Genomic DNA, 25,776 nt, shown 5'->3' on the forward strand with positions numbered 1-25,776 from the left:
CGGAGGCTGCGATCTTTTGATCTTTCGCTTTGGACTCAATTGCTAGGGACAAGATCGCAGCCTCGTTGCACTCGACAGCTCCTATGCAGCCCAGCGGGAGCAAGCTCCCTCGCCACAGTGATCTGTGCAGATGTCTAGGCATTGTTTTCCCCCAACACAATCCGCCCACTGGAGCAGGCCGCCGTGTCATTGCGGTAGGCGAAGTACAGCTTGCCGCGCTCGCGGTCGAAGCGCAGGTGCAGTTGGATTTCATCGCCGGGGCGCACCAGTTGCTGGAACTTGAGCACTTCCATGCCGACGAACCGGGGCGGCAGGTCCAGCAATTGCCGGCCCAGGCTCAAGGCCCAATCGACCTGCACCACGCCCGGCAGTACCGGCGCGGTGGGGAAGTGGCCGCTGAAGTACACCAGGTCTGGCGGCACCACCAGTTGCAGGCTCCACTCACCGTCGGTTTCGACGTGTTCCAACACTTCGGGAGCCTTGGGCCGTGGCGCCATAAGTAGCGCCTCGACCTCGGCCTGGGGCAGCTTGCCCTGGGCGTTGAGCGGCAACTGCCGCAGCCAGCGCCAGCGCCGTGGCAGGGCGAGGGTTTCGCAATGTTCGCTCAGGTGCCGACGCAGGCCCTCGGTAACGGCGCGCCGGCCCTGGTTGCGCAAGGCACGCAGGCCCGCGTCGCTCAGCACCAGCAGCGCGCCGAGGGAGGCACGATTCTCCTGCACCACCCCCAGCCGCGCTTCGCTGACCCAGTCGTGGGCCACCAGCGCTTGTTCGAGCATCGGCAGGGAGATGCGTTTTTCTTCGAGCTTGACGATACGGTCCAGTCGCCCGAGGAGCTCAAAGCGCCCATCTTCGGCGATTCGTGCCGCGTCGGCGGTGTGTTCCACATGCCCGGCCGGCAGATAGGGCGAAGCGATCAGCAAGGCGCCGTCGCTGTCCTGGCTCAGCTCGACGTCGGCAAAGGGTTGCCACAATCCGCCATCCTGGCGCCAGGCAATGCCGCCGGTTTCCGAACTGCCGAAAATTTCCGTCGGCCATTGCCCCAGGCGCTGCTGCAAGCTTTGCGCAGCTTCGGGGGGCAAGGCGCCGCCAGAGGAGAACACCCGGCGCACGCAGCTCAAGGCCGGCCAATCGAGGTTATCGCCCATGCGCTTGAGCAGCGCCGGGCTGGCGACCCAGGCGAAGGCCGGTTGCTCGCGGCTGGCACGTTGCAGGTCTTCCGGGAAGGCCAATTGCCGACGCACGAACGCACGCCCTGCGCACAGCGGCCACAGCACCCGGAACAGCAACCCGTAGATGTGCTGGGTCGCAACGCTGCCGATCATGCAGGCCGGGCCCAGGTCGGCGCCCCACAGGTGTTCCAGGGCCTGGACCTCGTTGCTTAACTGGCGCAGGGTTTTCTCGATGCGTTTGGGCTCGCCGCTGGAGCCGGAGGTGCACAGGCTCAGCCAGCAGTGATCGAGGTCCAGTTCGGCGGCGTCCATCGGCGCTTGTTGCAGGTCGCCGGGATGCGTATCGCCGGGCTGATCGGTCAGCCACAGGTCCACGTCCGCCGCCCAGCGCTGGCGTGTCTGCGCTTGCAGGTCGGCGGGAAGCAGGACCCGGACTCCGGCGCGCCAGGCCCCGAGCAGGGCGACGGCCAGGTCGGCGGCATCTTCCAGGTGCACCGCCACATGCCGCACGCCCCGGGCTTGCAGGCCGGCCGCCAGGCGCAACGCCGCGTCCCGCAGTTGCGAGTGATTCAGCGCCGGATCGACCGCAACGGTGCGTTCCGGTTGAGTCTTGAGCAGCATCTGCTCAAGTGTTATCCAATTCATGGGCGGCCTCTTACCCGTTGTCGTATGAGCCATTCAATGGCAAACAGCAGCCCCATCAATCCGTAGGAAATCAGGCCGGTGTACAACATCCACCAGCTCAGCGGCGCCCAGAGGGTCAGGGCGGCGGCGAGCAAACCGTTACATAGGAAAAACACACTCCAGGCCACCGTGACCTGGCGCGTATACACCACCGCCTTGGCCGGCAACTGCGGTTCGCGCAGGCGGGCCAGGCGTTCGACCATCGGCGGGCCGTATTTCAGGCTCAGCACGAACAGCCCGAGCATGAACACGCTGATCAGCACCGGGTACCAGCGCAGCAGGAGCGGGCTGTCGAACAGCGCGAGCAATATGCAAAACACGATTGCCGTGGCCGCCATCCAGCGGCTGCCGGCCCCACCTTTGCCAAGCAACGCCCGGGCCAGCCACAGGCTGCCCAGCAGCAGCCCGAACTGCCACGGGGCAAAGTGCTCCATGCCGAAATACACCGCAAAGGGGTAGAGCAGGCCCGCCAGCAGCAGGCCGAGGCCAATCAGCCGGGTCATGCGGCCGGTTGGACCAGTCGATAAACCGCCTCGACCACGTCATTGACGGTGCGCACCGACTTGAATTCTTCGGCGGCGATTTTCTTGCCGGTCTGACGCTTGATATGGTCGATCAGGTCGACCGCATCGATGCTGTCGATTTCCAGGTCCTGGTACAGGTTCGATTCCAGCGTCACAGACTCAGGGTCCAGCTCGAAAAGCTCGACCAGAGCATCGCGCAGGGTGTGGAAAATATCGTCACGAGTTTGCATGATCCGGTCTCAGGGGCGTTTTGCAGTGACGAAGGCCGCAAGGCTTGCCACATTGCTGAAATGGTTACGGGTGTCCTTGGCGTCGGCATCTATCTTGATGCCGTACTCCTTCTGGATCGCCAGGCCTAGCTCCAGGGCATCCACCGAGTCCAGGCCCAGGCCTTCGCCGAACAGAGTCTGGTGGTCGCCAATGTCGTCGATGCCGATGTCTTCCAGGCCGAGGGCGTCGATGATCAGCTGTTTGATGTCACGGTGCAGATCGCTCATCTTCGGCGAGCTCCTTGATGTAATAGTGATGCAAAAAATCGTTGAGCCTGCGCGAAGCCTGGGGAGGCGGGCCGAGCGCGGCGAACGCCTGTGGGTCTATATCGGCCCCGACATGAAAACTGAAGTGCACACGGCGTTGGGGGATGCGATACCAGGGTTCAGCCTTGGTCAGGGTCGTGGGGCAGACCTTGATCGTGACGGGTGTGAGGATTTTCGCACCCCGCAGGGCGATGGCCGCCGCCCCCCGATGAAAGGCCGGCACCTGGCCTGGCTGGGTGCGCGTCCCTTCGGGGAAGACGATCAACGTCTGGCCCTCTTGCAAGGCGTCGCTGGCGGCATCGAGCATGTCCATGCTGCCGTCGTTGCTGATGTATTGGGTCGAATGCAGTGGGCCCCGGGTAAAGGGGTTGTCCCAGAGGCTTTGCTTGACCACGCAGTTGGCGTCGCGCACCAGCCCGATCAGGAACACCACGTCGATCAGCGACGGGTGGTTGGCAATGATCATCTGCCCGGGGCGGCCGAGTCGTTCGGCGCCATCGATCTGATAGGTGAGCACGCCGGTACGGGCCATGAACCGAATAAAGAACCAGAACAACCGCCCGACCGTGCGGCGCGCCCTTTGGCGGTGGGCCTGGGCATCGCCGGGCCACCAGGCCAGCAACGGGAACACCAGCAAACGCAGGCACAGCCCGCCCAGCCCGAACAGGACGAAGCTTGCGGCGGTCGCGATCAGGCGCCAGTAATAGGCGTCGCGATGTTTACCCGTCACCGGTTGCGTTGCCAGGTCCATACACGATTCTTCCAGGCATGTTGGCAGGTGGTTTTGTCGTCCAGCAGCGTACGCAATAGATCCAGGGCATGGGGCCAGTCGCTGCCAGGCGATTGGCCGGCCTGCGCGCACAGATCCAATTGCCAGTCATCGCCCGGGGTCAGCAGCAGGCCCATGGCATAGGGAAACGGCACGTCATCGACCCATGGTGCATAGACTTGCGGAGGTTGCTCTTCGGTGATCACCAGCAGCACCGCAGGCGATCCTTCGTTCAACAGCGCGACGGCCTCCAGCACGCCGTGTTCCAACCCGTCGCCGGTAGCGGCCAGGGCGGTCATTTCGCTGGTTTCGCCGCGCATGATCGACCACAGGCCAATCACCGCGTTGTGCACCGACAGGCTGAATTGGGTCGGCGACAAGGGCTGGTCGGCTGCCAGGTCCTTGAGAATCTCAAAAGTGCGCGGGGTTTCGCCGTGGCGGGAAATAAAGACCAACGGTAGGTCCGGCCGGCCCTCGGCCAACGGCCAGCCAACACTGAAGGCCATCCGCGCCAGGCGGCTGAGGCGCCGGCGCTGCATGGCCGGCAGGAACGAAACGTCAGGGGCGGCATCGCTGGCCGGCAATACGACCGGCTGTCGGCTCCATGCCTGCCAATCGTCCACGCTTTCGAGCCCAGGGGCCCATGCGCGCCATTGGGCGATATTGAAATTGATCACAAACTTCACCCCACCCCTGCGGGCTTTTATTGTCACGGTTCAGTGGTTTGACCCGCGTCCAACCCTGCATGGCCTTGCGACCCAAGTGGCGCGCATTATCCCGGTGCGATTGGCTTGTAGCAAATACTGGTTACATTTTGCCCAGCGAAATGTACGAGTTGGTCCGCTCAAGGCCAGGCTTTGACCATTGTCGCGATCATCATGAGCCTGTCTGTCGGTTGTTTCTGTCACGGTCTGGGCGAATTGACGCCTGAATCGTTGGAAAAGCCACTGTTGCTGTAGTCCATCTACGCAGAAGGTAGCTAAGCGGTGTCGCTGCCTACTACACTCGGGAATCTTTGATACACGGAGGTTTTGACATGCGGCGTGTGGTGTTCAATCAGAAAGGTGGCGTGGGCAAGTCCAGCATCGCCTGCAATCTGGCGGCAGTCAGCGCCAGCGAGGGCTATCGCACGCTGTTGGTAGACCTGGATGCCCAGGCCAACTCCACTCAATACCTGACTGGCTTGACCGGCGATGACATTCCCATGGGCATTGCCGATTTCTTCAAGCAAACCCTGTCGTCCGGGCCGTTCTCGAAAAAGAACAAGGTGGATATCTACGAAACGCCGTTCGACAACCTGCACGTAATCACCGCCACGGCGGAACTGACGGATCTGCAGCCCAAGCTTGAGGCCAAGCACAAGATCAACAAGCTGCGCAAACTGCTGGAAGAGCTGGAGGAAGATTACGACCGGATTTACCTGGACACCCCGCCAGCACTGAATTTCTATGCGGTTTCAGCATTGATCGCCGCCGATCGGGTGCTGATCCCCTTCGACTGCGACAGCTTCTCCAGACAGGCGTTGTATGGACTGCTGGCGGAAATCGAAGAGCTCAAGGACGACCATAACGAAGGCCTGGAAGTCGAAGGCATCGTGGTCAACCAGTTTCAGGCCCGGGCCAGCCTGCCACAGCAGATTCTCGACGAACTGATCGCCGAAGGGCTGCCGGTATTGCCGGTGTACCTGAGCAGTTCGGTGCGCATGCGCGAATCCCACCAGGCCAGCCTGCCGCTGATCCACCTCGACCCACGGCACAAGCTGACCCTGCAGTTCATGGAGCTGCATAGCCTGCTGGAAAGCGCCTGAATCTGACCTGTGCAAAACCAATGTGGGAGCAACTGTGTGGGAGCAGGGCTTGCCCGCGATGAAAACGCCGCGGTCTCTTGAGGACGGCGGCGCCTGTATCGCGAGCAAGCTTTGCTCCCACAGTTATCTCATGGCTTCAAATCCCCTCGCTGCGCAACCAAGCCATCAACTGCGGCAACGGCAGCGCCCCACTCTGGCGCGCCACTTCCCGGCCGTTCTTGAACAGGATCAGGCTAGGAATCGAGCGGATCCCCAACTGCGCCGATAATTGCTGGTTGGCCTCGCTGTCGAGCTTGGCCAACCGGCATTTGCCCGCCAGTTGCGCGGCGGCTTGTTCGAACACGGGCGCGAAGGACTTGCACGGCCCACACCAATCGGCCCATACATCCACCAGCAATGGCAGGTCGCCTTTGATCTGGCTGGCGTAGTCGCCTTGCTTGAGTTCGAACGGCTTGCTCAATAACACCTGGGCCTTGCAGCGCCCGCACTTGGGCTGGTCGCCCAGGCGTTCGGCGGGTATGCGATTGAGCCCGTTGCAATGGGGGCAGGGGATCAGCATCAGGTCAGTCTCCAGAAAATCATTGGCACAGATTGAACACTATATAGAAACCACCACAAAAACCTGTGGGAGCGAGCTTGCTCGCGATGGCGGTGGACCAGTCAATGCTGCATCGACTGTCATGTCGCTATCGCGAGCGAGCTCGCTCCCACAGGGGTTACGCGTTGCTGATTATTTGGCGTTGGTCAGCGTGTTGTAGCTGGTCATCAGGTTGCGGTAGTCCGGGATGTGGTTGGAGAACAAGGTCGCCAGCCCTTCCACGTCGTTGCGCCAGTCGCGGTGCAGTTCACAAGCCAGGCCGAACCAGGTCATCAACTGCGCGCCGGAGGATGACATGCGGTCCCAGGCCGATTGACGGGTCAGCTCGTTGAACGTGCCGGACGCATCGGTGACCACGAACACTTCGAAGCCTTCGGCCAGGGCCGACAGTGCCGGGAAGGCCACGCAGACTTCAGTCACCACGCCAGCGATGATCAGTTGCTTCTTGCCGGTGGCCTTGATCGCCTTGACGAAATCTTCGTTGTCCCAGGCATTGATCTGGCCAGGGCGAGCGATGTACGGCGCGTCCGGGAACAGGCTCTTGAGCTCGGGCATCAAGGGGCCGTTGGGGCCGGTTTCGAAGCTGGTGGTGAGGATGGTCGGCAGTTGGAAGTACTTCGCCAGGTCAGCCAGGGCCAGCACGTTGTTCTTGAAGCGGTCCGGGTCGATGTCGCGTACCAGGGACAGCAGGCCGGCTTGGTGGTCCACCAGCAGGACGGCGGCGTTATCTTTGTCGAGACGGTTGTAGGAAGTGGTCATGGCGTAGCCCTCATTAAGTTTTGGTTGCCGAAGGTTTCGGCGTGGTTAAGGTTTTTAATGTCGGTGTTGCGATTATTCGGTGACTCATCTGGCCGAAGCGCCGGTTTGAATCCGTGTTGCGTTTCGATGGGTGTAGATTAAAACTGGCACCTTTGATGCGCTAGACTGCAAAAATCCGCCTTAGCGTTCTATTTGGAGAACGATCATCGAAGACCTCAACACGCTTTACTACTTCACCCAGGTGGTCGAGCACCGCGGTTTCGCCGCTGCGGGCCGAGCGCTGGACATGCCAAAGTCCAAGCTCAGCCGGCGTATCGCCCAGTTGGAAGATCGGCTCGGGGTACGCTTGCTCCATCGCACCAGCCGCCACTGCACGTTGACGGAGATCGGCCAGGCCTATTACCAGCGTTGCCTGGCGATGCGGGTCGAGGCCGAGAGCGCGGCAGAGGTGATCGAGCGCAACCGTTCCGAGCCCCAGGGGCTGGTGCGCATCAGTTGCCCGACGGCGCTGCTCAACAGTTGGGTCGGGCCGATGCTGACCCGCTACATGCTCAAGTACCCGCGGGTGGAGTTGTTCATCGAGAGCACCAACCGCCGGGTGGACCTGATCCATGAAGGGTTCGATATCGCCTTGCGGGTACGCTTTCCGCCGCTGGAAAACACCGACATGGTCATGAAAGTGCTGAGCAACAGCACCCAGTGCCTGGTGGGCAGCCCGGCGTTCCTGGAGCGCTTGTCTTCCCCGGCGTCCCCGGCAGACCTCAACGGCTTGCCCAGCGTGCACTGGGGGGCGGCGCAGCGTGAATACCAGTGGGAGTTGTTCGGCCCGGACGGCACCCGCGCACTGATCCGCCATGAACCGCGCATGGTCACCGACGATCTGCTGGCCCTGCGTCACGCCGTGTTGGCCGGCATTGGCATCGCCCACCTGCCCACCGTGGTGGTGCGCGAAGACATAGCGGCCGGCCGGCTGGTGGAACTGGTGCCGGGCTGGACGCCCAAGTGCGGGATCGTCCATGCGATCTTTGCTTCACGACGTGGGTTGCTGCCGTCGGTGCGTACGCTGATTGACTTTCTGGCCGAGGAATTCAGCCAGAGTGATATGGCGTAGCGTGGAGGCCGCTATGCCAGCGTATTTCCCTTGTGTGGGTTTGCTTGCGGTGGTGGCCTGATAGTTGGTCGGGGGTTTTGACTGGGTACATATCCATTGTTGCGGTAACGGCGGCTTATGGTTCCGCTCTTACAGCGGGTCACTTTCGAAAAGCCCGGAAGCCGGCCCAGTCGAAAGTAACCAAAGCGCTTCTGCCCCACCACTCGGTGCCTCGCTTAGGCTCGGCATGCCCTCACTCCGGCATTGCTCCGTGGGCCCGCCGCGAAGGGCCATCCATGGCCCAGCGCGGCTATCCCGGCATCCATGCCGGGATGCCCACTGCGCAATGCCTGCGTTCGGCCATCGTGGTTAACGGGGCGCCCGAGATCAACGTCCACCGCGAGGCGGCCTAGTAGCCGACCTGGCTCTCCCGGTCGTACACCCGTCAGATCTGTTTGAGCTGGACCTGTGGGAGCAAAGCTTGCTCGCGAGGCGGCCTGATAGCCGGCCTGGCTCTCCCCCAATCCCATTGTGGGGCTTGCACTCAAGGCTGCCATTCATCAGGTGCATCGCACTGAAAAGGTGTCGCGACCTCATAAAAAAACCACGTACCTGTTTGCAATCCCAGGAGGTCCCATGAGCCATCCTCAAGACCCAGCCACGCCCCAGTCAGTGGACAACCCCAACGACGACGGCTTCGTCCTCGGCACCGCCGGCCGCGATGAAGACCCCAACGCCGCCCCGTCCTACGCCATCGACCGCCGTCACGACCGGGATGAACTGACCCCTGAAGACGCCCGCGGCATGCCCGGCTATCCCGAGAAAAAACCAGAGGCCAAACCCAAGGAGAAGGGGGGTGGAGAGGCAGAGCCGGGAATCGAGACGCCTGAGCAGGGGAACGATAAGGTTGGATGAGCAAGCGGCGATGAATTCAAGCTCGCTCCCACATGGGGCTGTGTGATCGCGATATTTGCGACAACAGCCCGCCCCTGTGGGAGCTAGCTTGCTCGCGATGACTGTCGTTCAGGCAACCTGAATCCGTGGCGAGGGAGCTTGCTCCCGCTCGGTTCTGTAGGAGCTGCCGAAGGCTGCGATCTTTTGATCTTTCGCTTTAGACTCAAGTGTCTGGGGAAAGATCGCAGCCTCGTTGCACTCGACAGCTCCTACAACGCAGCCCAGCGGGAGCAAGCTCCCTCGCCACAGGGGGATGCGCTATGTCGACTGGCGGGGTTCGACGTTGTCCAGTGCCCGGTTCGCCAGTAAAACGCTTAGTTCGATCAATTGCTGAATGCCCAGGGCGACTTGTCGCCTGGAGCTTTTCAGATCGAATGCCAGGTCACTGATCATGGCGTTGGCCGAGGCCAGGTTTTCGCTGAGGTTGGCGAGCAGGGTTCCGGTGTCGATGCCATTGACGACGGTGAACAGTTGGCCTGGATCGGCCTCGGGTTTGCTGGGTTTTGGGTTGAGGTAGTAATCGAGGACGCGGTCAGCCGTTTCGTCGAATTCTTTTGAGTTGGGTGGGCTGGATCGGTATCGGATGGGTTGGGGGTTGCTTTGAACATGGTGAATCTCCGTGATTGGTTGAGCCACCACGACCTATCGCTAAACAAGTAAAGGTGGCGGCTGTACGCAGGTTAGCGATCCGAGTCACAGAAACCCCGGGTAGACCAGAAGGTCTCCCACGCACAGCCACCATTAAGCGAGTTGCAGACATAAAAGACTGCAATCGAGACTGGGCATTGTTGCGTCTGTGTTGAGTCGGATCGCTAAACCCGATCGCTGATTTTCAGCGACGGGGAAACGATAAAACCCGACCCCAAGGCGCACAAGCCGGCGGATTCTGGCGTAGTTGTAGGCAATGGCGCAAGGCGGCGTAGCCTGCTCCTGAATGGTCCTACATCGAAATAAACGCGCTGATGCTCACGGGGCTTCAGCATTGGGCTCAGAGGCTGTGATGAGCTGAAGATCGCCATCGCGAGCAAGCTCGCTCCCACATTGGGAGCTGTGTGACCCTGTGGGAGCGAGCTTGCTCGCGATGACTTTCGCCCAGACAACCCTGAACCCGTGGCGAAGGAGATTACGACGAGCAACTGATCTCCAGATGCTTGCCCCACTCCGGCGGACGTAGCGCGTAGCTGTCCATGCCCGGTTGTTCCTCGAACGGCTTGCTCAGCACCGTGTGCAGGCGGCGGACTTCTTCGTAGTCGCCGGACTCGGCGGCGTCGATGGCTTTCTGCGCCAGGTAGTTGCGCAGCACATACAGTGGGTTCACCGCGTGCATGCGGGCGCGGCGTTGGTCTTGATCGACAGCGCCGTCGCGGTTGACGCGGGCGATGTAAAGCTCGCCCCAGGCATCGAAACCCTTGAGGTCGACGAAGTCATCGCGCAGGGTGGCGACGGCTTGCTCGGGCGCCTGGTCGCCCAGGCGGCGGAAGAACAGGCTGTAGTCGACGCCGCTGTTCTGCATCAATTGCAGCAGGCGTTCCAGCAGCTTCTGGTCATCTTCCTCGGCGCTGGTCAGGCCGAGGCGGCGGCGCATCAGGTCCAGGTAGTGGGCCTGGTACAGCGGCAAGTACAAGCCGAGGGTCTCACGCAGGGCTTCGACACTGATGAACGGCGTCAGGGCCTGGGCCAGCGCGCTGAGGTTCCACTGGCCGATGGGCACCTGGTTGCTGAAGGAGTAACGGCCCTGGTCATCGGAGTGGTTGCAGATGAAGTTGGCGTCGAAGTCGTCGAGGAAGGCGAACGGCCCGAAGTCGAAGGTGATGCCCAGGATCGACATGTTGTCGGTGTTCATCACACCGTGGCAGAAACCGTAGGCCTGCCATTTGGCAATCAGCTCGGCGTTGCGCTCGACGATTTCGCGGAACATCGCCAGGTACGGTTCCGGCTGCTCACGGCACTCGGCAAAGTGCAGGTTCAACACGTGCTCGGCGAGGGCCGCATGCAGCTCGGGTTTCTTGGTGTAGTAGAAATATTCGAAATGCCCGAAGCGCACGTGGCTGGGCGCCAGGCGCAGCACCATGGCGGCGCGCTCCTGCTTTTCGCGCCACACCGGGGTGTCGGAGCCAATCACGCACAAGGCGCGGGTGGTGGGGATGCCCAGGGCGTGCAGGGCTTCGGAGGCGAGGAATTCGCGGATCGAGGAACGCAGCACCGCGCGCCCGTCGCCCATCCGTGAGAACGGCGTCTGGCCGGCGCCCTTGAGGTGCAGGTCCCAGTGCTCGCCGGCCTCGTTGTACACCTCGCCCAGCAGCAACCCGCGGCCGTCGCCCAATTGCGGGTTGTAGTGACCGAACTGATGCCCGGAATACACCATCGCCCGGGGTTCGGTTTCGGCCCACAGCTTGTGGCCGCCAAAGATCTCGGCAAACAGCGGTGCCTGGGCTTGCGCCGGGTCCAGGTCCAGCAGCGCCATGGCGGCCGGGCTGGCGACGACCAGCCGCGGATTGTCGATGGGCTCGGGCAGCACGTGGGTCGATAAACCGTCGCCCAGGCGGGCGAAGCGGTTATCGAAGGTCAAGGTTTCCAGCGTTTTCATGGCCGTCTCCGGCGCGCCGCCTTCAGGCAGCGCGCATCAGTCGAGTGTGTCTTGCGGCGGCTCTGGCACCGGTTTGATGCTGGCTACGGTCGAGGGTACGGGGCCGAGGGTTTTGTGCTCGGGCTCGGCGGGCACCAACTTGTACTCCTGGCCCTGAAGGTTCTTCAGATAGATTTCCATCTGCCGGAAGGAGATGTTGATGTGCTCCTTCTTGAACTCACGGTTGATGAACCGGTTGATCTCGTCCAGTACCGGGTTGCGGTCACCAAGGTCGCGTACGTGCATGCGCAGCTCATGGTCCAGGGTGCTTTCACCGAAGTTGAGGAAGTACACGATCGGTTCCGGTTCCTTCAGCACACGTGGATTCTCGCGGGCGGCCTTGAGCAGCAGTTCACGCACCCGGTCCAGGTCCGAACCGTAGTCCACGCCCAGCTTCAGGGTCACCCGGGTCACGGTGTCGGTCAGCGACCAGTTGATCAGTTGCCCGGTGATGAAGGTCTTGTTCGGGACGATGATGTCCTTGCGGTCGAAGTCGGTGATGGTGGTCGCCCGAATGCGGATCTTGCTGACCGTGCCCGACAGGTTGCCGATGGTGATGGTGTCGCCGATGCGCACCGGACGCTCGAACAGGATCATGATGCCGGAGATGAAGTTGGCGAAGATCTCCTGCATGCCGAAGCCCAGGCCCACCGACAGCGCGGCCACCAGCCATTGCAGTTTGTCCCAGCTCACGCCCAGGGTGGACAGGGTGGTGACGAAACCGACGCCGGCGATCACATAGGACAGCAGCGTGGTGGTGGCATAGGCACTGCCCTGGGCCAGGTTCAGTTTCGACAGCACGAACACTTCCAGCAGGCCCGGGAGGTTGCGCGCCAGGGCGAAGGTGATGCCGATGATGATCAGCGCCCCGAGCATGTCGCCAATGCTGATGGGCACCATGCTCATGTTGGCGCCGGTGCCGCTGGTGTATTCGTAGAGGGTGATGTTGTCCAGGTACGAGAACACGCTGATCAGGTCCGACCAGACCCAGTACAGCGCGGCGATGAAACCGCCCAGCAGCGCCAGGCGAATCAGGCGCAGGGACTGCTCGTTGACCTTCTCGATGTCCAGGGTCGGTTCCTCGACCACCGCTTCGCCGTCGCCGGCTTCCTTGGCGGCCTGGCGCTTGGCCAGGGCACGCTGGTAGGCCAGGCGCCGCGCCGCGACCGACAGGCCGCGGACGAAGGTGGCTTCGATCACCAGCCAGAACATCAGCAGGTACAGGGTGTTGATCAACCGGTCGCTGAGCTTCAGCGCGGTGTAGTAATAGCCGAAGCACACCGCCACGAACAGCGCGATCGGCAGGGCGGTGAACAGCACCCCGACCGCCTTGCGGAACAGCGAAGTGTTCTTGTGTGTCGGGCTGCTCAGCAGCAAGCGGCTGAGCAACCACGCCATCAACGCGTAGCAGGTCAGCACCACCGGCATGCCCAGCACGTCGTCGGCCAGGGCCGAGGGTTGCAGTTCGGCGACGGCCACCACGGCAACCAGCGCCAGCACCACCAGCCCGAGGCGACGGATCCAGCCCTGGAGGAATTCGACCTGGGGTTTCTCCCAGCGGAAATGCAATTCGGCCACGCCGCCGGGGGCCAGCACTCGATAGGCTGTGTAGAACACTAGCCAGGCTTGGCCGATCTGCAGCAGCGCCGCGCCGAGGTTGGCGTTCTGGCCGCGAGCGTCGATCTGCAGGGCGTAGCCGCACAGGGCCAGCGCCAACGCCAACGGCATCGCCAGGAGGATATTGATCAGGATCGCCTGGGGCGTGTGCCATTGGCTGTCGCGCTTGAAGTGGCCAACGTCCTGGTGAACCTTGTTCAGTCGGGCATAGAGACTCTTGCGCCGCCACAGCAGCGCGCCGATCAGCAGTGCCAGGGGCAGGAACAGCAACGGCCGTTGGGTCAGGCCATCAGCCAGCTCACTTAGGCTCGAAGCCCAGGGCAGTGAGTCGACCTGTTTCTCCAGGCGCATCGGCACGCCGCGCATCCAGTCGAAATCCAGCGGTTTGTTGCTGGGGATCCAGAACATCTGTTCTTCAAGGGTCGCCCGCAGGTTCTGGGCGGTGCTGAGCAGTTGTTTCTGGTTGAGTTGCAGGGTGATGGATTCGTTGAGCACTGCGCTCAATTCGCGGTTCAGGCGTTCCAGCAGGTCGACGCGGGTCAGTGCCAGTTCCAGCAAGGTCTTGCGCAGTTGCGGTGTGGCTTGCTCCGACGGCTGGGAGGCCAGCAGGCTGTCGACATAGGCGCTGGGATTGTTCAGCAGCTCGCGCTGTTGGCTGACTTCGAACTGGTACAGGCGGATGTCGGCGATCTGGTCGGCCAGGTTCTGGTCCATCTTCAGGCGCGGCAGGGTCTGGCGTTGCTTGTAGAGGATCTTGGAGAGCAGCAGGCTGCCCTTGAGCACGCTGATCTGCTCGTCCAGGGCGGCGTCGGTCTGGGTGACACTGTCCAACAATTGCTTGGTCTGCAGGTTCTGCTGGGTGACCTCATTGAGGCGGTCGGTGCTCTTGAGCAGGTAGTCGGAGAGCTTCAGGTTGGCCGTGCTTTCGGTCGCCAGCAGGCTGCTGCCACCGGCCTTCTGGGCTTCGATGGATTGCTGGGTCACCGTCTCCTGGGACTGGGCCAGGCGCTTCTGGTTGATCAGGTTTTGCAGGTCCTGGATTTCCTGCTCCATGCGGGCGATTTTTTCCATCAGCAAATCGTGCTGGCTGTTGCCCAGGTCCTGCAGTTGGCTGTTGCCGGCCAGCTCCTGGCGACGCAGTGGAATCAGCGCATTGAGCGCCGCCAGCTCGGCGTTGAGCTGGTCGCGCTGCTCGGCGCTCAGGGTTTTGCCAGCGTCCCTGCCGGCCTTGAGGGTGGCGTTGATCTGTTGGATGCGGCTCTGGCTGTTGGAAATTTCCGCCTGGGCCCGCTCGGGGCGGGTCTGGGCGGTAATGACCAGACTGTTGGCGTCGGCCAGGGCTTTTTGCAGGTCACCCTGCTGGGTGGAGCGATCCGTGAGCATTTGCTCGAGCTGGGGAATCGGCAGGTTGGCGTAGCGTTGCGCCACCGGCACCGCCGTGGTGCCCTTGAGCCGCGCCAGTTCGCGCTGGTTCTCGATGTTCTGCTTGGGCGCAGTGGCCAGTTGCTGTTTGAGCGCCTGCAGCTTCTGCTCGTAGTCGGCCTTGTTGCTGAGCAGGGTCAGCGTGTTCTGCAAGATCGCCTGCAGGGCTTTCTGCTCGGCTTCCGGCAGTTTGCGGTCGGCGATCTTGTCCAGGCTGGACTGCACTGAAGCGCTGGCGGGAAGGTCAGCGGCTTGCAGTGTGCAGACGGAGAGACTCAGGCCCAGCAGGGCGATGGCGAAAAAGGAGCGCAGGGTAGGCATAAAGACCGGTCGAGCAAGTGAGAGTGGGAGCAGTTTAGAGGAACAAGCCGGGACCCGGGCGACTTCCTTCGGGGAATCTGACGCCCACTTTGGCGATCTTGTTCCCGTCCATGACCGCGACGGTCCACAGGGTGTTGTTCCAATCCACCTGGTCGCCGACCACCGGCGCGCCACCGACTTTCTGGGCAATGAAGCGGCCCAGGGACATGTCGGGATCGATGCCGTCCAGTTTCAGTCCGTACAGCGCCGCAACCGCTGCCAGCTGGGCGTCTCCTTCGAGTACGAAGTCGCCGAAGAAACGCAGATCCAGGCCCCGTTGCGGCGCTTGGCTGAACAGTTTTCCAAGGGCCGGCAAGTCGTGTTCATGGCCGATAACACACAGCAAATCATTGACTTCCAGCACGGTACTACCCGACGGATGGAGCAGTTGCTGGCCACGAAACAGGGCGGCGATGCGTGTGCCTTCGGGCATTTTCAGGTCCCGCAGGGGCGAGCCGATGCACCATTTTTCCGCGCCCAGGCGATAGATGAACAACTCCCACTCGCTGGTGACGTGGACTTCCAGCGCCGCCCGGGAAATCGGCAGCGGCTCGGGCGGGACGGTCACGTGCAGCAACTTGGCGACCCACGGCAGGCTGGTGCCCTGCACCAACAGCGAGACCAGCACGATAAAGAACGCCAGGTTGAAATAGAGCTGGGCGTGAGGCAGGCCGGCCATCAACGGGAACACCGCGAGGATGATCGGCACCGCGCCGCGCAGGCCGACCCAGGAGATAAACGCTTTTTCACGACCGTGGAATGCCTTGAATGGCAGCAGGCCGACCACGACCGACAGCGGACGTGCAAACAGAATCATCCACAACGCCAGGCCCAGGGCGGGCAGGGCGATGGGCAGCAGGTCGTGGGGCGTGACCAGCAACCCCAACACCAGGAACATGCCGATCTGTGCCAGCCAGGCCATGCCATCGAGCATATGCAGGATGCCGTGGCGACTGCGCACCGGGCGGTTGCCGATCACCAGGCCGCACAGATACACCGCGAGGAAGCCGCTGCCGTGCAGGGCGTTGGTCAAGGCGAATACCGCCAGGCCGCCGCTGATGACCAGGATCGGGTAAAGGCCGTTGGCCAGGTTGATGCGATTGACCAGTTGCAACATCAGCCAGCCACCGCCCAGGCCAAGCACCGCGCCGATACCAAACTCGCGTATCAGATGCCCCAGCAGGCTCCAATGCAGGCCGGTTTCGCCACTGGCGAGCATGCCGATCAGGGTCACGGTCAGGAACACTGCCATGGGGTCGTTGCTGCCGGACTCGATCTCGAGGGTGGCGCTGACCCGTTCGTTCAGGCCCTTGCCGCCCAGCAGCGAGAACACCGCCGCGGCATCGGTGGAACCGACAATGGCGCCGATCAGCAGGCCCTGGATCAGGTTCAGGTTGAACAGCCACGCCGCCGCCAGGCCGGTCAGACCGGTGGTGATCAATACACCGACCGTGGCCAGCGACAACGCCGGCCACAGTGCGACGCGAAAGCTCGACACCCGCGTGCGCAAACCACCGTCCAACAGGATGACCGCCAATGCGAGGTTACCAACCAGATAAGCCGTGGCGTAGTTATCGAAAAGAATACCGGCGCCGTCGACACCGGCCACCATGCCCACGGCCAGGATGATCACCAGGATCGGGATGCCCAGGCGGGACGAAAGAGAACTCACCAGGATGCTCGCACCTACCAGCAACGCGCCGATCAAGAACAGGCTGTTGATGGTCGTCGCAGTCAAAGGCGTTACTCCGGGAAAACTGGGGGACGGGCGCAGATTGACCATGCAGTCTGCGTGCCAGCGATTCTAACCTGTTGAAATGTGATGCTGTCAAAAAAGGTTGGAATGGATGGAGCTGATCGTTCCCACGCTCCGCGTGGGGATGCCTCGACGGACGCTCCGCTCGTTCCCACGCTCTGCGTGGGAATGCATCTACGGACGCTCCGCGTTCGGCTCTTGGGGACGCGGAGCGTCCCCGGCTGCATTCCCACGCAGAGCGTGGGAACGATCGGCGGTGAGACGTTAAAGGCTGAACCGCCCAACCATGCTGTTGAGGTCCACGGCCAGGCGCGACAGTTCGGCACTGGCGGCGCTGGTCTGGTTGGCGCCGGTGGCCGATTGCACCGACAGGTCGCGGATGTTCACCAGGTTGCGGTCCACTTCACGGGCCACTTGGGCCTGCTCTTCGGCGGCGCTGGCGATCACCAGGTTGCGTTCGTTGATCTCGACGATGGCGGTGTTGATCGTGTCCAGGGACATGCCGGCGCCGCGGGCGATGTTCAGCGTCGACTCCGCGCGTTCGGTGCTGTTGCGCATCGAATCCACAGCGTGTTCGGTGCCGCTCTGGATGCTGCCGATCATGCGTTCGATCTCGCTGGTCGACTGTTGGGTGCGGTGGGCCAGGGCGCGGACTTCGTCGGCGACCACGGCAAAACCACGACCGGCCTCACCGGCACGGGCGGCTTCGATGGCGGCGTTCAACGCCAGCAGGTTGGTCTGGTCGGCCAGGCCGCGGATCACGTCCAGCACCTTGCCGATGTCGCGGGACTCATTGGCCAGGTTGCCGATCAACGTGGCAGTGCTTTGCACATCGGCGCTCATGCGTTCGATGGCGCTGACGGTTTCCTGTACCAGATCACGGCCGTCACCTGCGGAGGTGGTGGCGTTTTTCGACGCTTCGGAGGTGCTCACCGCATTGCGCGCGACCTCTTCCACGGCGCTGGTCATCTCGTTGACCGCGGTGGCGGCCTGCTCGATTTCGTTGTTCTGCTGGGTCAGGCCACGGGCACTTTCGTCGGTGACACTGTTGAGTTCTTCGGCCGCGGAGGCCAGTTGCGTGGCCGAGCCGGAGATCCGCTGCAAGGTGTCGCGCAGTTTGTCCTGCATGGTCGACATTGCCCGCAGCAGGCGACCGGCTTCGTCGCTGCCATCGACGGCAATCGGACGGGTCAGGTTGCCCTTGGCGATTTCCTCGGCGGCGTCCAGGGCGTTAGCAATCGGCTTGGTAATGCTGTTGGTCAGCAGCCAGGCGAACAGCAGGGTCAGGCCGGTGGCGATGACCAGCAGTGTGACAACCCAATTGAAGGCGGTTGAATATTGTTGCGCCGCGCCCTGGTTGAGGGTCTCGGCTTGCTGGTTGTTGATGTCTATCAGGCGGTCGAGCACAGCGTTGATCGCATCGGAGTTGCTTAACACCTTGGTGTTGATCAGCGTCCGCAGTTCATCAACCTGATTGTTGCGCGACAGGCTTTTCATCTGATCTTCGAGCTGGCGGTACTGCCCCAGCAATTGCCCATACTGGTCGTAGGCGGCCCGTTCTTCCGGGGCGCTGATAAGCTTTTCATAGGCGGCCTGGGCCGCGCGGATCTGCTGGTTGCGCTGCTCGAACAGGTCCAGTGTTTTCTGCTGGAGGTCCGATTCGCGGTTGACCAGCAAGCGATAGGACAGCACGCGCAGGCGCAGGGTCAGTTGGGTGAACTCGTTCAGGGCCTTGATGCTGGGTACGCTGTTCTGGGCGATGCTTTCGCCCGAATCACGGATTTTGCTCATCTGGGTCAGGGCAAACACCCCGAGGGCGAGCATCAGGGCGCCGATCAGGGCAAACCCAAGGAATGCCCGAGGCGCGATGTTCATATTACGTAGAGACATGGAAAGTACCGGAAGTAGCCGCGTCCGTGCGGGGCTGAAACTGCTGTGCCCTGACTTATCGGTCATACGACTAAAGTCTTGAGGGCGACGCGTGCTTTTGTTCGCAGGGCATCACGTGCGATGCGACGAAGGGTAGGAACCAGATTCCCGAATCGCAGTCTCTAAAACTCGCCGGAAACGCACCGCCGCCCCGTAAACCGTGGCATTGACGGTGACTTTTCTTTATCGTACGCGCCCCTTGAAAACGCCTGGAAATCAATATGTTGGAAACATCCCTCAGCCAGCTCGAGCAACTGGTCAACGACCTGGTGCAACAGAACCGTCACCTCACCGGCCTGAACGAAACCCTGGGCGCGGAACTTGCCAAGGCCAAGGATGAAAACGAAAGCCTGCAACTGAGCCTGATGGAGCAGGAAGAACTGCACGGCGCTACCGCCGCCCGCATCCAGGCCCTGATCGAGCGCGCCAGCGCCGGGCCTGTCAGCGCATGAAGCACGGCGCCGATGGGGTGACAGTCATCTCGATCCTGGGAGAAGACTATTCAATCAAAGCGCCGGCCGGGCAGGAACAGGCCCTGTTGGACGCCGCTTCGATGCTCAAGGCCGCACTGGCCGACACGAAAAGGAAATACCCGACGCTGATCGGTGATCGCCTGCTGGTACTGGCGGCCATGAACCTGTGTTCGCAGCAGATGGAAATGCAGAAGCAACATCAAGCGGAACTCGACCGTTACCAAGAGCAAGTCAGCGCCACGGTCGATGTGATTGCCAAGACGATCCAGCAGGCCTGAAACCGCCAGCAAGGGTTGACTGTGGGAGCGAGCTTGCTCGCGAAGGCGTCAGCACAGTTACCCGTGTGTTGGCTGAAACACCGCTATCGCGAGCAAGCTCGCTCCCACAGTGGATCGGTGGTGAACGCAGATTTCGCGTCCACGTGGCCCCCCTGTGGGAGCGAGCTTGCTCGCGATTGGACGTCAGCCGCACCACAAACGCTGGCTCAGAACCACTCATCCCGCATCCCCAGGCACGTATCATCCCGCGCCTCGAGAATCGCCAGCTCATGATGACAACCCGGCACTTCCCAAGTCAGGAAGTAGCGTGCCGCTTGCAGCTTGCCTTTATAGAAATCGCTGTCCGCGGCATTGCCCTTGGCCAGGCCTTCCTCGGCACGAATCGCCTGTTCCAGCCAGCGCCAGCCGATCACCATGTGCCCAAACACTTTCAGGTACAGCGCCGAGTTGGCGAGGCTGCTGTTGACCTTGCCTTGGCCCAGGTCCGTCAGCAGGCCGAGGGTGACTGTTTGCAGGCGCGCCACCAGCGCTTCCAGCGGCTGGCGCAACGGCGTCAGTGAAGCGTGCGCCTGGGCGCGTTCGGTGGTGTCGGCCACCAGCCGGATCAATTGCTTGAGCCCGGCACCGCCGTTCTGCGCCAGTTTGCGCCCCAGCAGGTCCAGGGACTGGATGCCGTGGGTGCCTTCATGGATCGGGTTCAGGCGGTTGTCGCGGTAATACTGCTCTACCGGGTATTCGCGGGTGTAGCCGTGGCCCCCCAGAATCTGGATCGCCAGCTCGTTGGCCTTCAGGCAGAACTCAGAGGGCCAGGATTTGACGATCGGGGTCAGCAGGTCCAGCAACTCATGGGCGCGCCGACGTTCGGCTTCGCTGTCCAGGGTGGTGGTGTCGTCGAACAAGCGCGCCGCGTACAGGCCCAGGTCAAACGACCCTTCGACGTAGGCCTTCTGGGTCAGCAGCATGCGGCGCACGTCGGCGTGCTGGATGATCGCCACGGGGGCGGTGGTCGGGTCCTTGCTGTCGGGCACCCGGCCCTGCGGGCGTTCGCGGGCGTATTCCAGGGAATACAGGTAGCCGGCATAACCCAGCATCACCGCGCCCATGCCGACGCCGATCCGCGCCTCGTTCATCATCTGGAACATGTAGCTCAGGCCGTGGTGCGGTTTGCCTACGAGGTAACCGACACATTCGCCGTTGTCGCCGAAGTTCAGCGCGGTGGAGGTAGTGCCGCGCCAGCCCATCTTGTGGAATAGCCCGGCCAACAGCACGTCGTTACGCTGGCCGAGGCTGCCGTCGTCGTTGACCAGGAACTTGGGCACGATAAACAGCGAAATGCCTTTCACGCCCGGCGGCGCGTCCGGCAGTTTCGCCAGGACCATGTGCACGATGTTTTCCGACAACGGATGATCACCGCCGGAAATGAAGATCTTGTTGCCTTTGAGTCGATAGGTGCCGTCGGATGCAGGCTCCGCGCGCGTACGAATATCCGACAGCGAAGAGCCTGCATGGGGCTCGGTCAGGGCCATGGTGCCGAAGAAACGACCGTCGATCATCGGTTGCAGGAAGCGTTGCTTCTGCTCCTCGCTGCCGAAACTCTCGATCAGGTTCGCCGCGCCCATGGTCAGGAACGGATAAGAGGTCGAAGCGGCGTTGGCCGACTGGAAGTGCGCGAAGCAGGCCTGGGACAGCAACGTCGGCAGTTGCATGCCGCCTGCCTCGAAGCTGCGTGCGGCGTTGAGAAACCCCGCCTCGAGGAAGGCGTCCACCGCCGGTTTTACCTCGGGAATCAGAATCGCCTCGCCGTTCTCGTAGCGCGGTTCGTTTTCATCATTCTTGCGGTTGTGGGGTGCGAAAAATTTCTCGGCGATGCTGCGGGCCGTACCGATGGCAGCGTCGAAGGTTTCGCGATTGTGCTCGGCAAACCGCTCGCGCTGGGTCAGACCCTCGGCATCGAGGACTTCATACAGCTCGAAAGCCAGATTGCGGGAACTGAGCAGCGTCTCGGACATGGCGGCTTACCTTTTTTTGGGATGGGCCGAGTCTAGGCGTGCTGATAAAGGCTGAACAGGATGATTGATGATAGTGATGCAGAGGTGAGGGCGACACTAATCCCAATGTGGGAGCGAGCTTGCTCGCGATAGCGGTATCTCAGTCGACCACATTCCTGACTGAACCACCGCTATCGCGAGCAAGCTCGCTCCCACAGGGATTGGATTGCCAGGCACCCGTTGCAGGTGCCTGGTCTACAGCGGTTTAGCCGATAGTCATCAAGCTGGCGTTACCACCCGCCGCCGCGGTGTTGACGCTCAAGGCCCGCTCGATCACCAGGCGCTCCAGCGCCACGCTGGTTTCGCCCTGGGACAGGCCATGGACCCCGACGATGGCGCCGGCGCGCTTGGCTACCTGTTGGCAAACGCCGCGCAGTTGATCCGAATCGCCGTGGTGCAGGACCGCGTCGAACAGCACCTCGTCCTTGGTCCAGTCGGCCACCCGCTGGATGCGTGCCTGCAGGTCTTTCGGCAAGCGTGCAAACAACGCCTTGCTGGTGTCGGTTTCCGGCCACACGGCCGAGCCGCCCACGGCCAGTACGGCCGCCAGTTGCGTCAGCAGGTCGCCCTCCACGTCGGCCAGGCACAACACGTGCTCGCGCGGCAGGATGGCGTAGCTGTTGCGCTCGCCGGTCGGGCCGGTCAGGGTCCGGGTAATACCGCTTTGCGACTGGGCTGCGAATTGCACGCACACGGCACTCAGTTCGGCGAGCTTCTGGCTGTCGGCCCAGGCTTGCAGCGCGGCCAGCGGTTTACCCATGGCCTCGCGCAAACGCAGGTCCGGCGCCACCAGGGCATCGCCACGGACGAAGGATTGCTGGATCGCATCGGTAGGACGTGTCGACAGCAGGCGGTACAGGTACAGCGGACCACCGGCCTTGGGACCGGTCCCCGACAGGCCTTCGCCGCCAAACGGCTGCACGCCGACCACAGCACCGACAATGTTGCGGTTCACGTAGACGTTGCCCGCATGCACGTTGTCGATGACCTTGGCGATGGTCTCGTCGATGCGCGTGTGCACGCCCAGGGTCAGGCCGTAGCCGGAAGCGTTGATCTGGTTGATCAACTGATCCAGTTCCTTGCGCTTGTAGCGGACCACGTGCAACACCGGGCCGAAGATCTCGCGCTGCAGTTCGTCGAAGCTTTCCAGTTCGATCAGGGTTGGCATGACAAAGGTGCCGCGCTTGCACTCGTCGCTGTCGGCGATTGCCATCTGGTACACGGTGCGACCTTTGTCGCGCATGGCCTGGATGTGTTTCTCGATGCCGGCCTTGGCTTCGGCGTCGATCACCGGGCCGATGTCCACGGACAGGCGCTCGGGGTTGCCGAGGCGCGATTCGGCCATGGCGCCCTTGAGCATTTCGATGACACGGTCGGCGGAATCTTCCTGCAGGCACAGGACCCGCAGGGCCGAGCAACGCTGGCCGGCACTGTCGAAGGCCGACGACACCACGTCGATGACTACTTGTTCGGTCAGCGCCGAGGAATCGACGATCATGGCGTTCTGGCCGCCGGTTTCGGCGATCAGCGGGATCGGCCGGCCCTGGTTGTCCAGGCGACCGGCGATGTTGCGTTGCAGCAGGCGAGCGACTTCGGTGGAGCCGGTGAACATCACGCCTTTGACCCGCTCGTCACCCACCAGGCGGGCGCCGACGGTTTCGCCGCGCCCCGGCAGCAGTTGCAGCACGCCTTCCGGAATGCCGGCTTCGAGCATCAGGCGCACAGCCTGGGCAGCCACCAATGGCGTCTGCTCGGCGGGCTTGGCCAATACCGGGTTGCCGGCGGCCAGGGCAGCGGCGACCTGGCCGCTGAAAATCGCCAGCGGGAAGTTCCACGGGCTGATGCAGACCACCGGACCCAGTGGGCGGTGGGCATCGTTGGTGAAATCGTTGCGCGCCTGTACCGCGTAGTAGCGCAGGAAGTCCACGGCTTCACGCACTTCAGCGATGGCGTTGGCGAAGGTCTTGCCGGCTTCGCGGGCCAACAGGCCCATCAGCGGCTGGATCTCGCCTTCCATCAGGTCGGCGGCACGTTCGAGGATCGCGGCGCGCTCGGCTGGCGGCGTGGCTTGCCAGATCGGTGCGGCGTTGAGGGCGCACTGGATGGCGTTGTCGACGTCGACGACCGTGGCTTCCTGTACATGACCAACCACGTCGCGGTGATCGGACGGGTTCAGTACCGGGGCCGGGGCTTCTTCGCTGGCGGCACAGCCGAGCATCGGCACGGCTGTCCAATCGTTATGGGCAGTGGCAAGCAGGGCGCAGGACAGCGACGCCAAACGATGTTCGTTGGCCAGGTCGATGCCGCTGGAGTTGGCGCGGTCGCTGCCATACAGGTCGCGCGGCAGTGGGATGCGCGGGTGCGGCAGGCCGAAACCGCCTTCCAGCGTCGCCATCTGCTCGATGCTGGCCACTGGATCGGCCACCAGCTCCTGAATCGAGATGGACTGGTCGGCGATACGGTTGACGAACGAAGTGTTCGCGCCGTTTTCCAGCAGGCGACGTACCAGGTACGCCAGCAGTGTCTCGTGGGTGCCGACCGGAGCGTACACACGGCACGGACGGTTCAGCTTGCCTTCGGAAACCTTGCCTACAACCTGTTCGTACAGCGGTTCACCCATGCCATGTAGGCACTGGAATTCGTACTGGCCCGGGTAATAATTCTGACCGGCGATGTGGTAGATGGCTGCCAGGGTATGGGCGTTGTGCGTGGCGAACTGCGGGTAGATGACTTCCGGCACCGACAGCAGCTTGCGGGCGCAAGCGATGTAGGACACGTCGGTGTACACCTTGCGGGTATAGACCGGATAGCCTTCCAGGCCTTCGACTTGGGCGCGCTTGATTTCGCTGTCCCAGTACGCGCCTTTTACCAGGCGAATCATCAACCGGTGGCGGCTACGGCGTGCCAGGTCGATGACGTAGTCGATCACGTACGGGCAACGCTTCTGGTAGGCCTGGATCACGAAGCCGATGCCGTTCCAGCCGGTCAGTTGCGGCTCGAAGCACAGGCGCTCCAGCAGATCCAGCGACAGTTCGAGGCGGTCGGCCTCTTCGGCGTCGATGTTCAGGCCGATGTCGTATTGCTTGGCCAGCAGGGTCAGCGACAGCAGGCGTGGGTACAGCTCGTCCATGACGCGCTCGTACTGGGCGCGACTGTAACGTGGGTGCAGGGCGGACAGCTTGATGGAAATGCCTGGGCCTTCATAAATCCCACGGCCATGGGACGCTTTGCCGATCGAATGAATGGCTTGTTCGTACGAGGCCAGGTACTTCTGCGCATCATGTTCGGTGAGTGCGGCTTCACCCAGCATGTCGTAGGAATAGCGGAAGCCTTTGGCTTCGAACTTGCTGGCGTTGGCCAGGGCCTCGGCGATGGTTTCGCCGGTGACGAACTGCTCGCCCATCAGGCGCATGGCCATGTCGACGCCCTTGCGGATCATCGGCTCGCCGCTCTTGCCGATGATGCGGCTCAGGGAAGAGGTCAGGCCCGCTTCGTTATGGGTAGCGACCAGCTTGCCGGTCAGCAGCAGGCCCCACGTGGCGGCGTTGACGAACAGCGACGGGCTGTTGCCCAAGTGTGGCTGCCAGTTGCCGGTGCTGATCTTGTCGCGGATCAGCGCGTCACGGGTGCCTTTGTCCGGGATGCGCAGCAGCGCCTCGGCCAGGCACATCAGTGCTACGCCTTCCTGGGACGACAGGGAAAATTCCTGCAGCAAACCCTGAACGATACCGGCACGGCCGCCGGCACTTTTCTGGTTGCGCAGTTTTTCAGCAATCGAAGCAGCCAGTTTGTTGGTGGCTTCGGCCATTTGTGCCGGCAGGCGGGCCTGCTCGATCAGCATCGGCACCACTTCCGGCTCTGGGCGACGGTAAGCGGCCGTGATGGAGGCGCGCAGGACCGATTGCGGCAGGATGCTCTCGGCAAATTCGAGGAAGCATTGGTGAGCATGGTCGACCTGCACATCGCCAGCATCGTCGCTGTCGGTGCGAGGTGAGCCGTTCAGCTCGGTCAGGGTTGCACCACCCTCGAGTTTTTCCAGGTAATTGAAAATTGCCTGCTTGATCAGCCAGTGCGGCGTGCGATCAATCGAGGTTGCGGCCGCCTTGAGGCGTTCGCGGGTCGGGTCGTCGAGTTTGACCCCAAGGGTGGTGGTAGCCATATTTTTATCCTCATGTTTACCACGTATCGCGTGGCATCAGCTGGCGGCAAGATTAGCTGCGCGATGATTGAGGTGCAACCGGGTGCAACCCTTTTTTTCTCGAAATGACAGGCAGCTCATCCGGAAGCAAATATTGCCCGGTTGATCCTGCACTGGCTTAGTGCTTTGGCTTCTAGCTGGGTGCTGGGAACTGCACTAAAAGGGAGCAAAAAACACAG

The 25,776-nt window shown here is 62.3% G+C and carries 20 protein-coding genes and 2 pseudogenes; 6 read left to right on the forward strand and 16 right to left on the reverse strand.

The window, feature by feature from the left end; genetic code table 11:
• Positions 1 to 134: 134 nt before the first annotated feature.
• The 6 genes from LOY50_RS02450 to LOY50_RS02475 are packed head-to-tail and all read right to left on the reverse strand — an operon-like array spanning position 135 to position 4,359.
• Positions 135 to 1,814 carry an AMP-binding protein gene (locus LOY50_RS02450; RefSeq protein ID WP_258690243.1) on the reverse strand — a complete coding sequence of 560 codons (1,680 nt, stop codon included), beginning with the start codon at positions 1,812 to 1,814 and terminating at the stop codon, positions 135 to 137.
• Positions 1,811 to 2,356, reverse strand: a complete 546-nt coding sequence (locus tag LOY50_RS02455) for a hypothetical protein (RefSeq protein ID WP_253471156.1) — start codon at positions 2,354 to 2,356, stop codon at positions 1,811 to 1,813. The genes LOY50_RS02450 and LOY50_RS02455 overlap by 4 nt, the downstream gene beginning before the upstream one ends.
• A complete protein-coding gene (locus LOY50_RS02460; protein WP_214511519.1) occupies positions 2,353 to 2,607 on the reverse strand; it encodes an acyl carrier protein in 255 nt (84 codons plus the stop codon). Before LOY50_RS02460 ends, LOY50_RS02455 begins: the two co-directional genes overlap by 4 nt.
• Positions 2,608 to 2,616: 9 nt before the next feature.
• The gene (locus LOY50_RS02465; RefSeq protein ID WP_014336216.1) at positions 2,617 to 2,874 is read right to left on the reverse strand and encodes a phosphopantetheine-binding protein; all 258 of its coding nucleotides are present in this window, start codon (positions 2,872 to 2,874) and stop codon (positions 2,617 to 2,619) included.
• Entirely contained in the window at positions 2,855 to 3,664 is an 810-nt protein-coding gene (locus LOY50_RS02470; RefSeq protein WP_253471158.1) for a 1-acyl-sn-glycerol-3-phosphate acyltransferase, read from the reverse strand. Before LOY50_RS02470 ends, LOY50_RS02465 begins: the two co-directional genes overlap by 20 nt.
• Entirely contained in the window at positions 3,640 to 4,359 is a 720-nt protein-coding gene (locus LOY50_RS02475) for a beta-ketoacyl synthase chain length factor (protein WP_013692103.1), read from the reverse strand. The genes LOY50_RS02470 and LOY50_RS02475 overlap by 25 nt, the downstream gene beginning before the upstream one ends.
• A 359-nt stretch (positions 4,360 to 4,718) precedes the next feature.
• Here LOY50_RS02475 and LOY50_RS02480 point away from each other — a divergent pair, with 359 nt between their 5' ends.
• Entirely contained in the window at positions 4,719 to 5,489 is a 771-nt protein-coding gene (locus LOY50_RS02480; protein ID WP_003197050.1) for a ParA family protein, read from the forward strand.
• A 136-nt stretch (positions 5,490 to 5,625) separates the two neighbouring features.
• On the opposite strand, the gene trxC is transcribed toward LOY50_RS02480, so the two are convergent.
• Positions 5,626 to 6,048, reverse strand: a complete 423-nt coding sequence (gene trxC / locus LOY50_RS02485) for a thioredoxin TrxC (protein WP_253471160.1) — start codon at positions 6,046 to 6,048, stop codon at positions 5,626 to 5,628.
• Positions 6,049 to 6,219: 171 nt separating this feature from the next.
• Entirely contained in the window at positions 6,220 to 6,846 is a 627-nt protein-coding gene (ycaC, locus tag LOY50_RS02490; protein WP_014336221.1) for an isochorismate family cysteine hydrolase YcaC, read from the reverse strand.
• A 205-nt stretch (positions 6,847 to 7,051) separates the two neighbouring features.
• On the opposite strand from ycaC, the gene LOY50_RS02495 reads away from it, so the two are divergent.
• The 3 genes from LOY50_RS02495 (at position 7,052) to LOY50_RS02505 (ending at position 8,851) form a co-directional block, all read left to right on the forward strand.
• Positions 7,052 to 7,957: a LysR family transcriptional regulator gene (locus tag LOY50_RS02495; RefSeq protein WP_214511537.1), complete on the forward strand. Its 906-nt coding sequence runs from the start codon at positions 7,052 to 7,054 to the stop codon at positions 7,955 to 7,957.
• Between the two features lie 206 nt (positions 7,958 to 8,163).
• A complete protein-coding gene (locus LOY50_RS02500; RefSeq protein ID WP_258691293.1) occupies positions 8,164 to 8,349 on the forward strand; it encodes a nucleoid-structuring protein H-NS in 186 nt (61 codons plus the stop codon).
• Positions 8,350 to 8,572: 223 nt separating this feature from the next.
• Positions 8,573 to 8,851 carry a hypothetical protein gene (locus tag LOY50_RS02505; RefSeq protein WP_214511515.1) on the forward strand — a complete coding sequence of 93 codons (279 nt, stop codon included), beginning with the start codon at positions 8,573 to 8,575 and terminating at the stop codon, positions 8,849 to 8,851.
• 297 nt (positions 8,852 to 9,148) lie between these two features.
• Here LOY50_RS02505 and LOY50_RS02510 read toward each other — a convergent pair.
• From LOY50_RS02510 to LOY50_RS29030, 6 genes and pseudogenes are all read right to left on the reverse strand, one after another.
• Positions 9,149 to 9,498 (reverse strand): annotated as a pseudogene (locus LOY50_RS02510) (DUF6124 family protein).
• 515 nt (positions 9,499 to 10,013) lie between these two features.
• Positions 10,014 to 11,477 (reverse strand): protein adenylyltransferase SelO, encoded by a 1,464-nt coding sequence (selO, locus tag LOY50_RS02515; RefSeq protein ID WP_258690244.1) that lies wholly within the window; start codon positions 11,475 to 11,477, stop codon positions 10,014 to 10,016.
• A gap of 36 nt (positions 11,478 to 11,513) precedes the next feature.
• Positions 11,514 to 14,876, reverse strand: coding sequence for a mechanosensitive channel MscK (gene mscK, locus LOY50_RS02520; protein ID WP_258690245.1), 3,363 nt, complete (start codon positions 14,874 to 14,876; stop codon positions 11,514 to 11,516).
• Between the two features lie 34 nt (positions 14,877 to 14,910).
• Positions 14,911 to 16,653 carry a potassium/proton antiporter gene (locus LOY50_RS02525; RefSeq protein ID WP_253471166.1) on the reverse strand — a complete coding sequence of 581 codons (1,743 nt, stop codon included), beginning with the start codon at positions 16,651 to 16,653 and terminating at the stop codon, positions 14,911 to 14,913.
• A gap of 282 nt (positions 16,654 to 16,935) precedes the next feature.
• Positions 16,936 to 17,808, reverse strand: coding sequence for a methyl-accepting chemotaxis protein (locus LOY50_RS29025; protein WP_408980854.1), 873 nt, complete (start codon positions 17,806 to 17,808; stop codon positions 16,936 to 16,938).
• A 30-nt stretch (positions 17,809 to 17,838) separates the two neighbouring features.
• Positions 17,839 to 18,627: pseudogene (locus LOY50_RS29030) on the reverse strand (MCP four helix bundle domain-containing protein); the annotation flags it as partial.
• Positions 18,628 to 18,821: 194 nt separating this feature from the next.
• Between LOY50_RS29030 and LOY50_RS02535 the strand changes: the two are divergent.
• Both LOY50_RS02535 and LOY50_RS02540 read left to right on the forward strand, forming a co-directional pair.
• Entirely contained in the window at positions 18,822 to 19,052 is a 231-nt protein-coding gene (locus tag LOY50_RS02535) for a hypothetical protein (RefSeq protein ID WP_253471171.1), read from the forward strand.
• The gene (locus LOY50_RS02540; RefSeq protein WP_003197073.1) at positions 19,049 to 19,351 is read left to right on the forward strand and encodes a cell division protein ZapA; all 303 of its coding nucleotides are present in this window, start codon (positions 19,049 to 19,051) and stop codon (positions 19,349 to 19,351) included. Before LOY50_RS02535 ends, LOY50_RS02540 begins: the two co-directional genes overlap by 4 nt.
• A 206-nt stretch (positions 19,352 to 19,557) precedes the next feature.
• On the opposite strand, the gene LOY50_RS02545 is transcribed toward LOY50_RS02540, so the two are convergent.
• Positions 19,558 to 21,360: an acyl-CoA dehydrogenase gene (locus LOY50_RS02545; protein ID WP_253471173.1), complete on the reverse strand. Its 1,803-nt coding sequence runs from the start codon at positions 21,358 to 21,360 to the stop codon at positions 19,558 to 19,560.
• 244 nt (positions 21,361 to 21,604) lie between these two features.
• Complete coding sequence (gene putA, locus LOY50_RS02550) at positions 21,605 to 25,558, reverse strand: trifunctional transcriptional regulator/proline dehydrogenase/L-glutamate gamma-semialdehyde dehydrogenase (protein WP_253471175.1); 3,954 nt, start codon at positions 25,556 to 25,558, stop codon at positions 21,605 to 21,607.
• Positions 25,559 to 25,776 lie beyond the last annotated feature (218 nt).

It is taken from the genome of Pseudomonas sp. B21-010 (assembly GCF_024749325.1).
Lineage (GTDB): Bacteria > Pseudomonadota > Gammaproteobacteria > Pseudomonadales > Pseudomonadaceae > Aquipseudomonas > Aquipseudomonas kilonensis.

Bases quoted from the DNA above. Each gene is read 5' to 3' on its own strand.
- trxC (WP_253471160.1), bottom strand. From the start codon at position 6,048: ATGCTGATCCCCTGCCCCCATTGCAACGGGCTCAATCGCATACCCGCC.
- selO (WP_258690244.1), bottom strand. From the start codon at position 11,477: ATGAAAACGCTGGAAACCTTGACCTTCGATAACCGCTTCGCCCGCCTG.
- LOY50_RS02470 (WP_253471158.1), bottom strand. From the start codon at position 3,664: ATGGACCTGGCAACGCAACCGGTGACGGGTAAACATCGCGACGCCTAT.
- LOY50_RS02455 (WP_253471156.1), bottom strand. From the start codon at position 2,356: ATGACCCGGCTGATTGGCCTCGGCCTGCTGCTGGCGGGCCTGCTCTAC.
- LOY50_RS02505 (WP_214511515.1), top strand. From the start codon at position 8,573: ATGAGCCATCCTCAAGACCCAGCCACGCCCCAGTCAGTGGACAACCCC.
- LOY50_RS29025 (WP_408980854.1), bottom strand. From the start codon at position 17,808: ATGTCGACCATGCAGGACAAACTGCGCGACACCTTGCAGCGGATCTCC.
- LOY50_RS02535 (WP_253471171.1), top strand. From the start codon at position 18,822: ATGTTGGAAACATCCCTCAGCCAGCTCGAGCAACTGGTCAACGACCTG.
- LOY50_RS02465 (WP_014336216.1), bottom strand. From the start codon at position 2,874: ATGAGCGATCTGCACCGTGACATCAAACAGCTGATCATCGACGCCCTC.
- mscK (WP_258690245.1), bottom strand. From the start codon at position 14,876: ATGCCTACCCTGCGCTCCTTTTTCGCCATCGCCCTGCTGGGCCTGAGT.
- LOY50_RS02540 (WP_003197073.1), top strand. From the start codon at position 19,049: ATGAAGCACGGCGCCGATGGGGTGACAGTCATCTCGATCCTGGGAGAA.
- putA (WP_253471175.1), bottom strand. From the start codon at position 25,558: ATGGCTACCACCACCCTTGGGGTCAAACTCGACGACCCGACCCGCGAA.
- LOY50_RS02450 (WP_258690243.1), bottom strand. From the start codon at position 1,814: ATGAATTGGATAACACTTGAGCAGATGCTGCTCAAGACTCAACCGGAA.
- LOY50_RS02480 (WP_003197050.1), top strand. From the start codon at position 4,719: ATGCGGCGTGTGGTGTTCAATCAGAAAGGTGGCGTGGGCAAGTCCAGC.
- LOY50_RS02460 (WP_214511519.1), bottom strand. From the start codon at position 2,607: ATGCAAACTCGTGACGATATTTTCCACACCCTGCGCGATGCTCTGGTC.
- LOY50_RS02545 (WP_253471173.1), bottom strand. From the start codon at position 21,360: ATGTCCGAGACGCTGCTCAGTTCCCGCAATCTGGCTTTCGAGCTGTAT.
- ycaC (WP_014336221.1), bottom strand. From the start codon at position 6,846: ATGACCACTTCCTACAACCGTCTCGACAAAGATAACGCCGCCGTCCTG.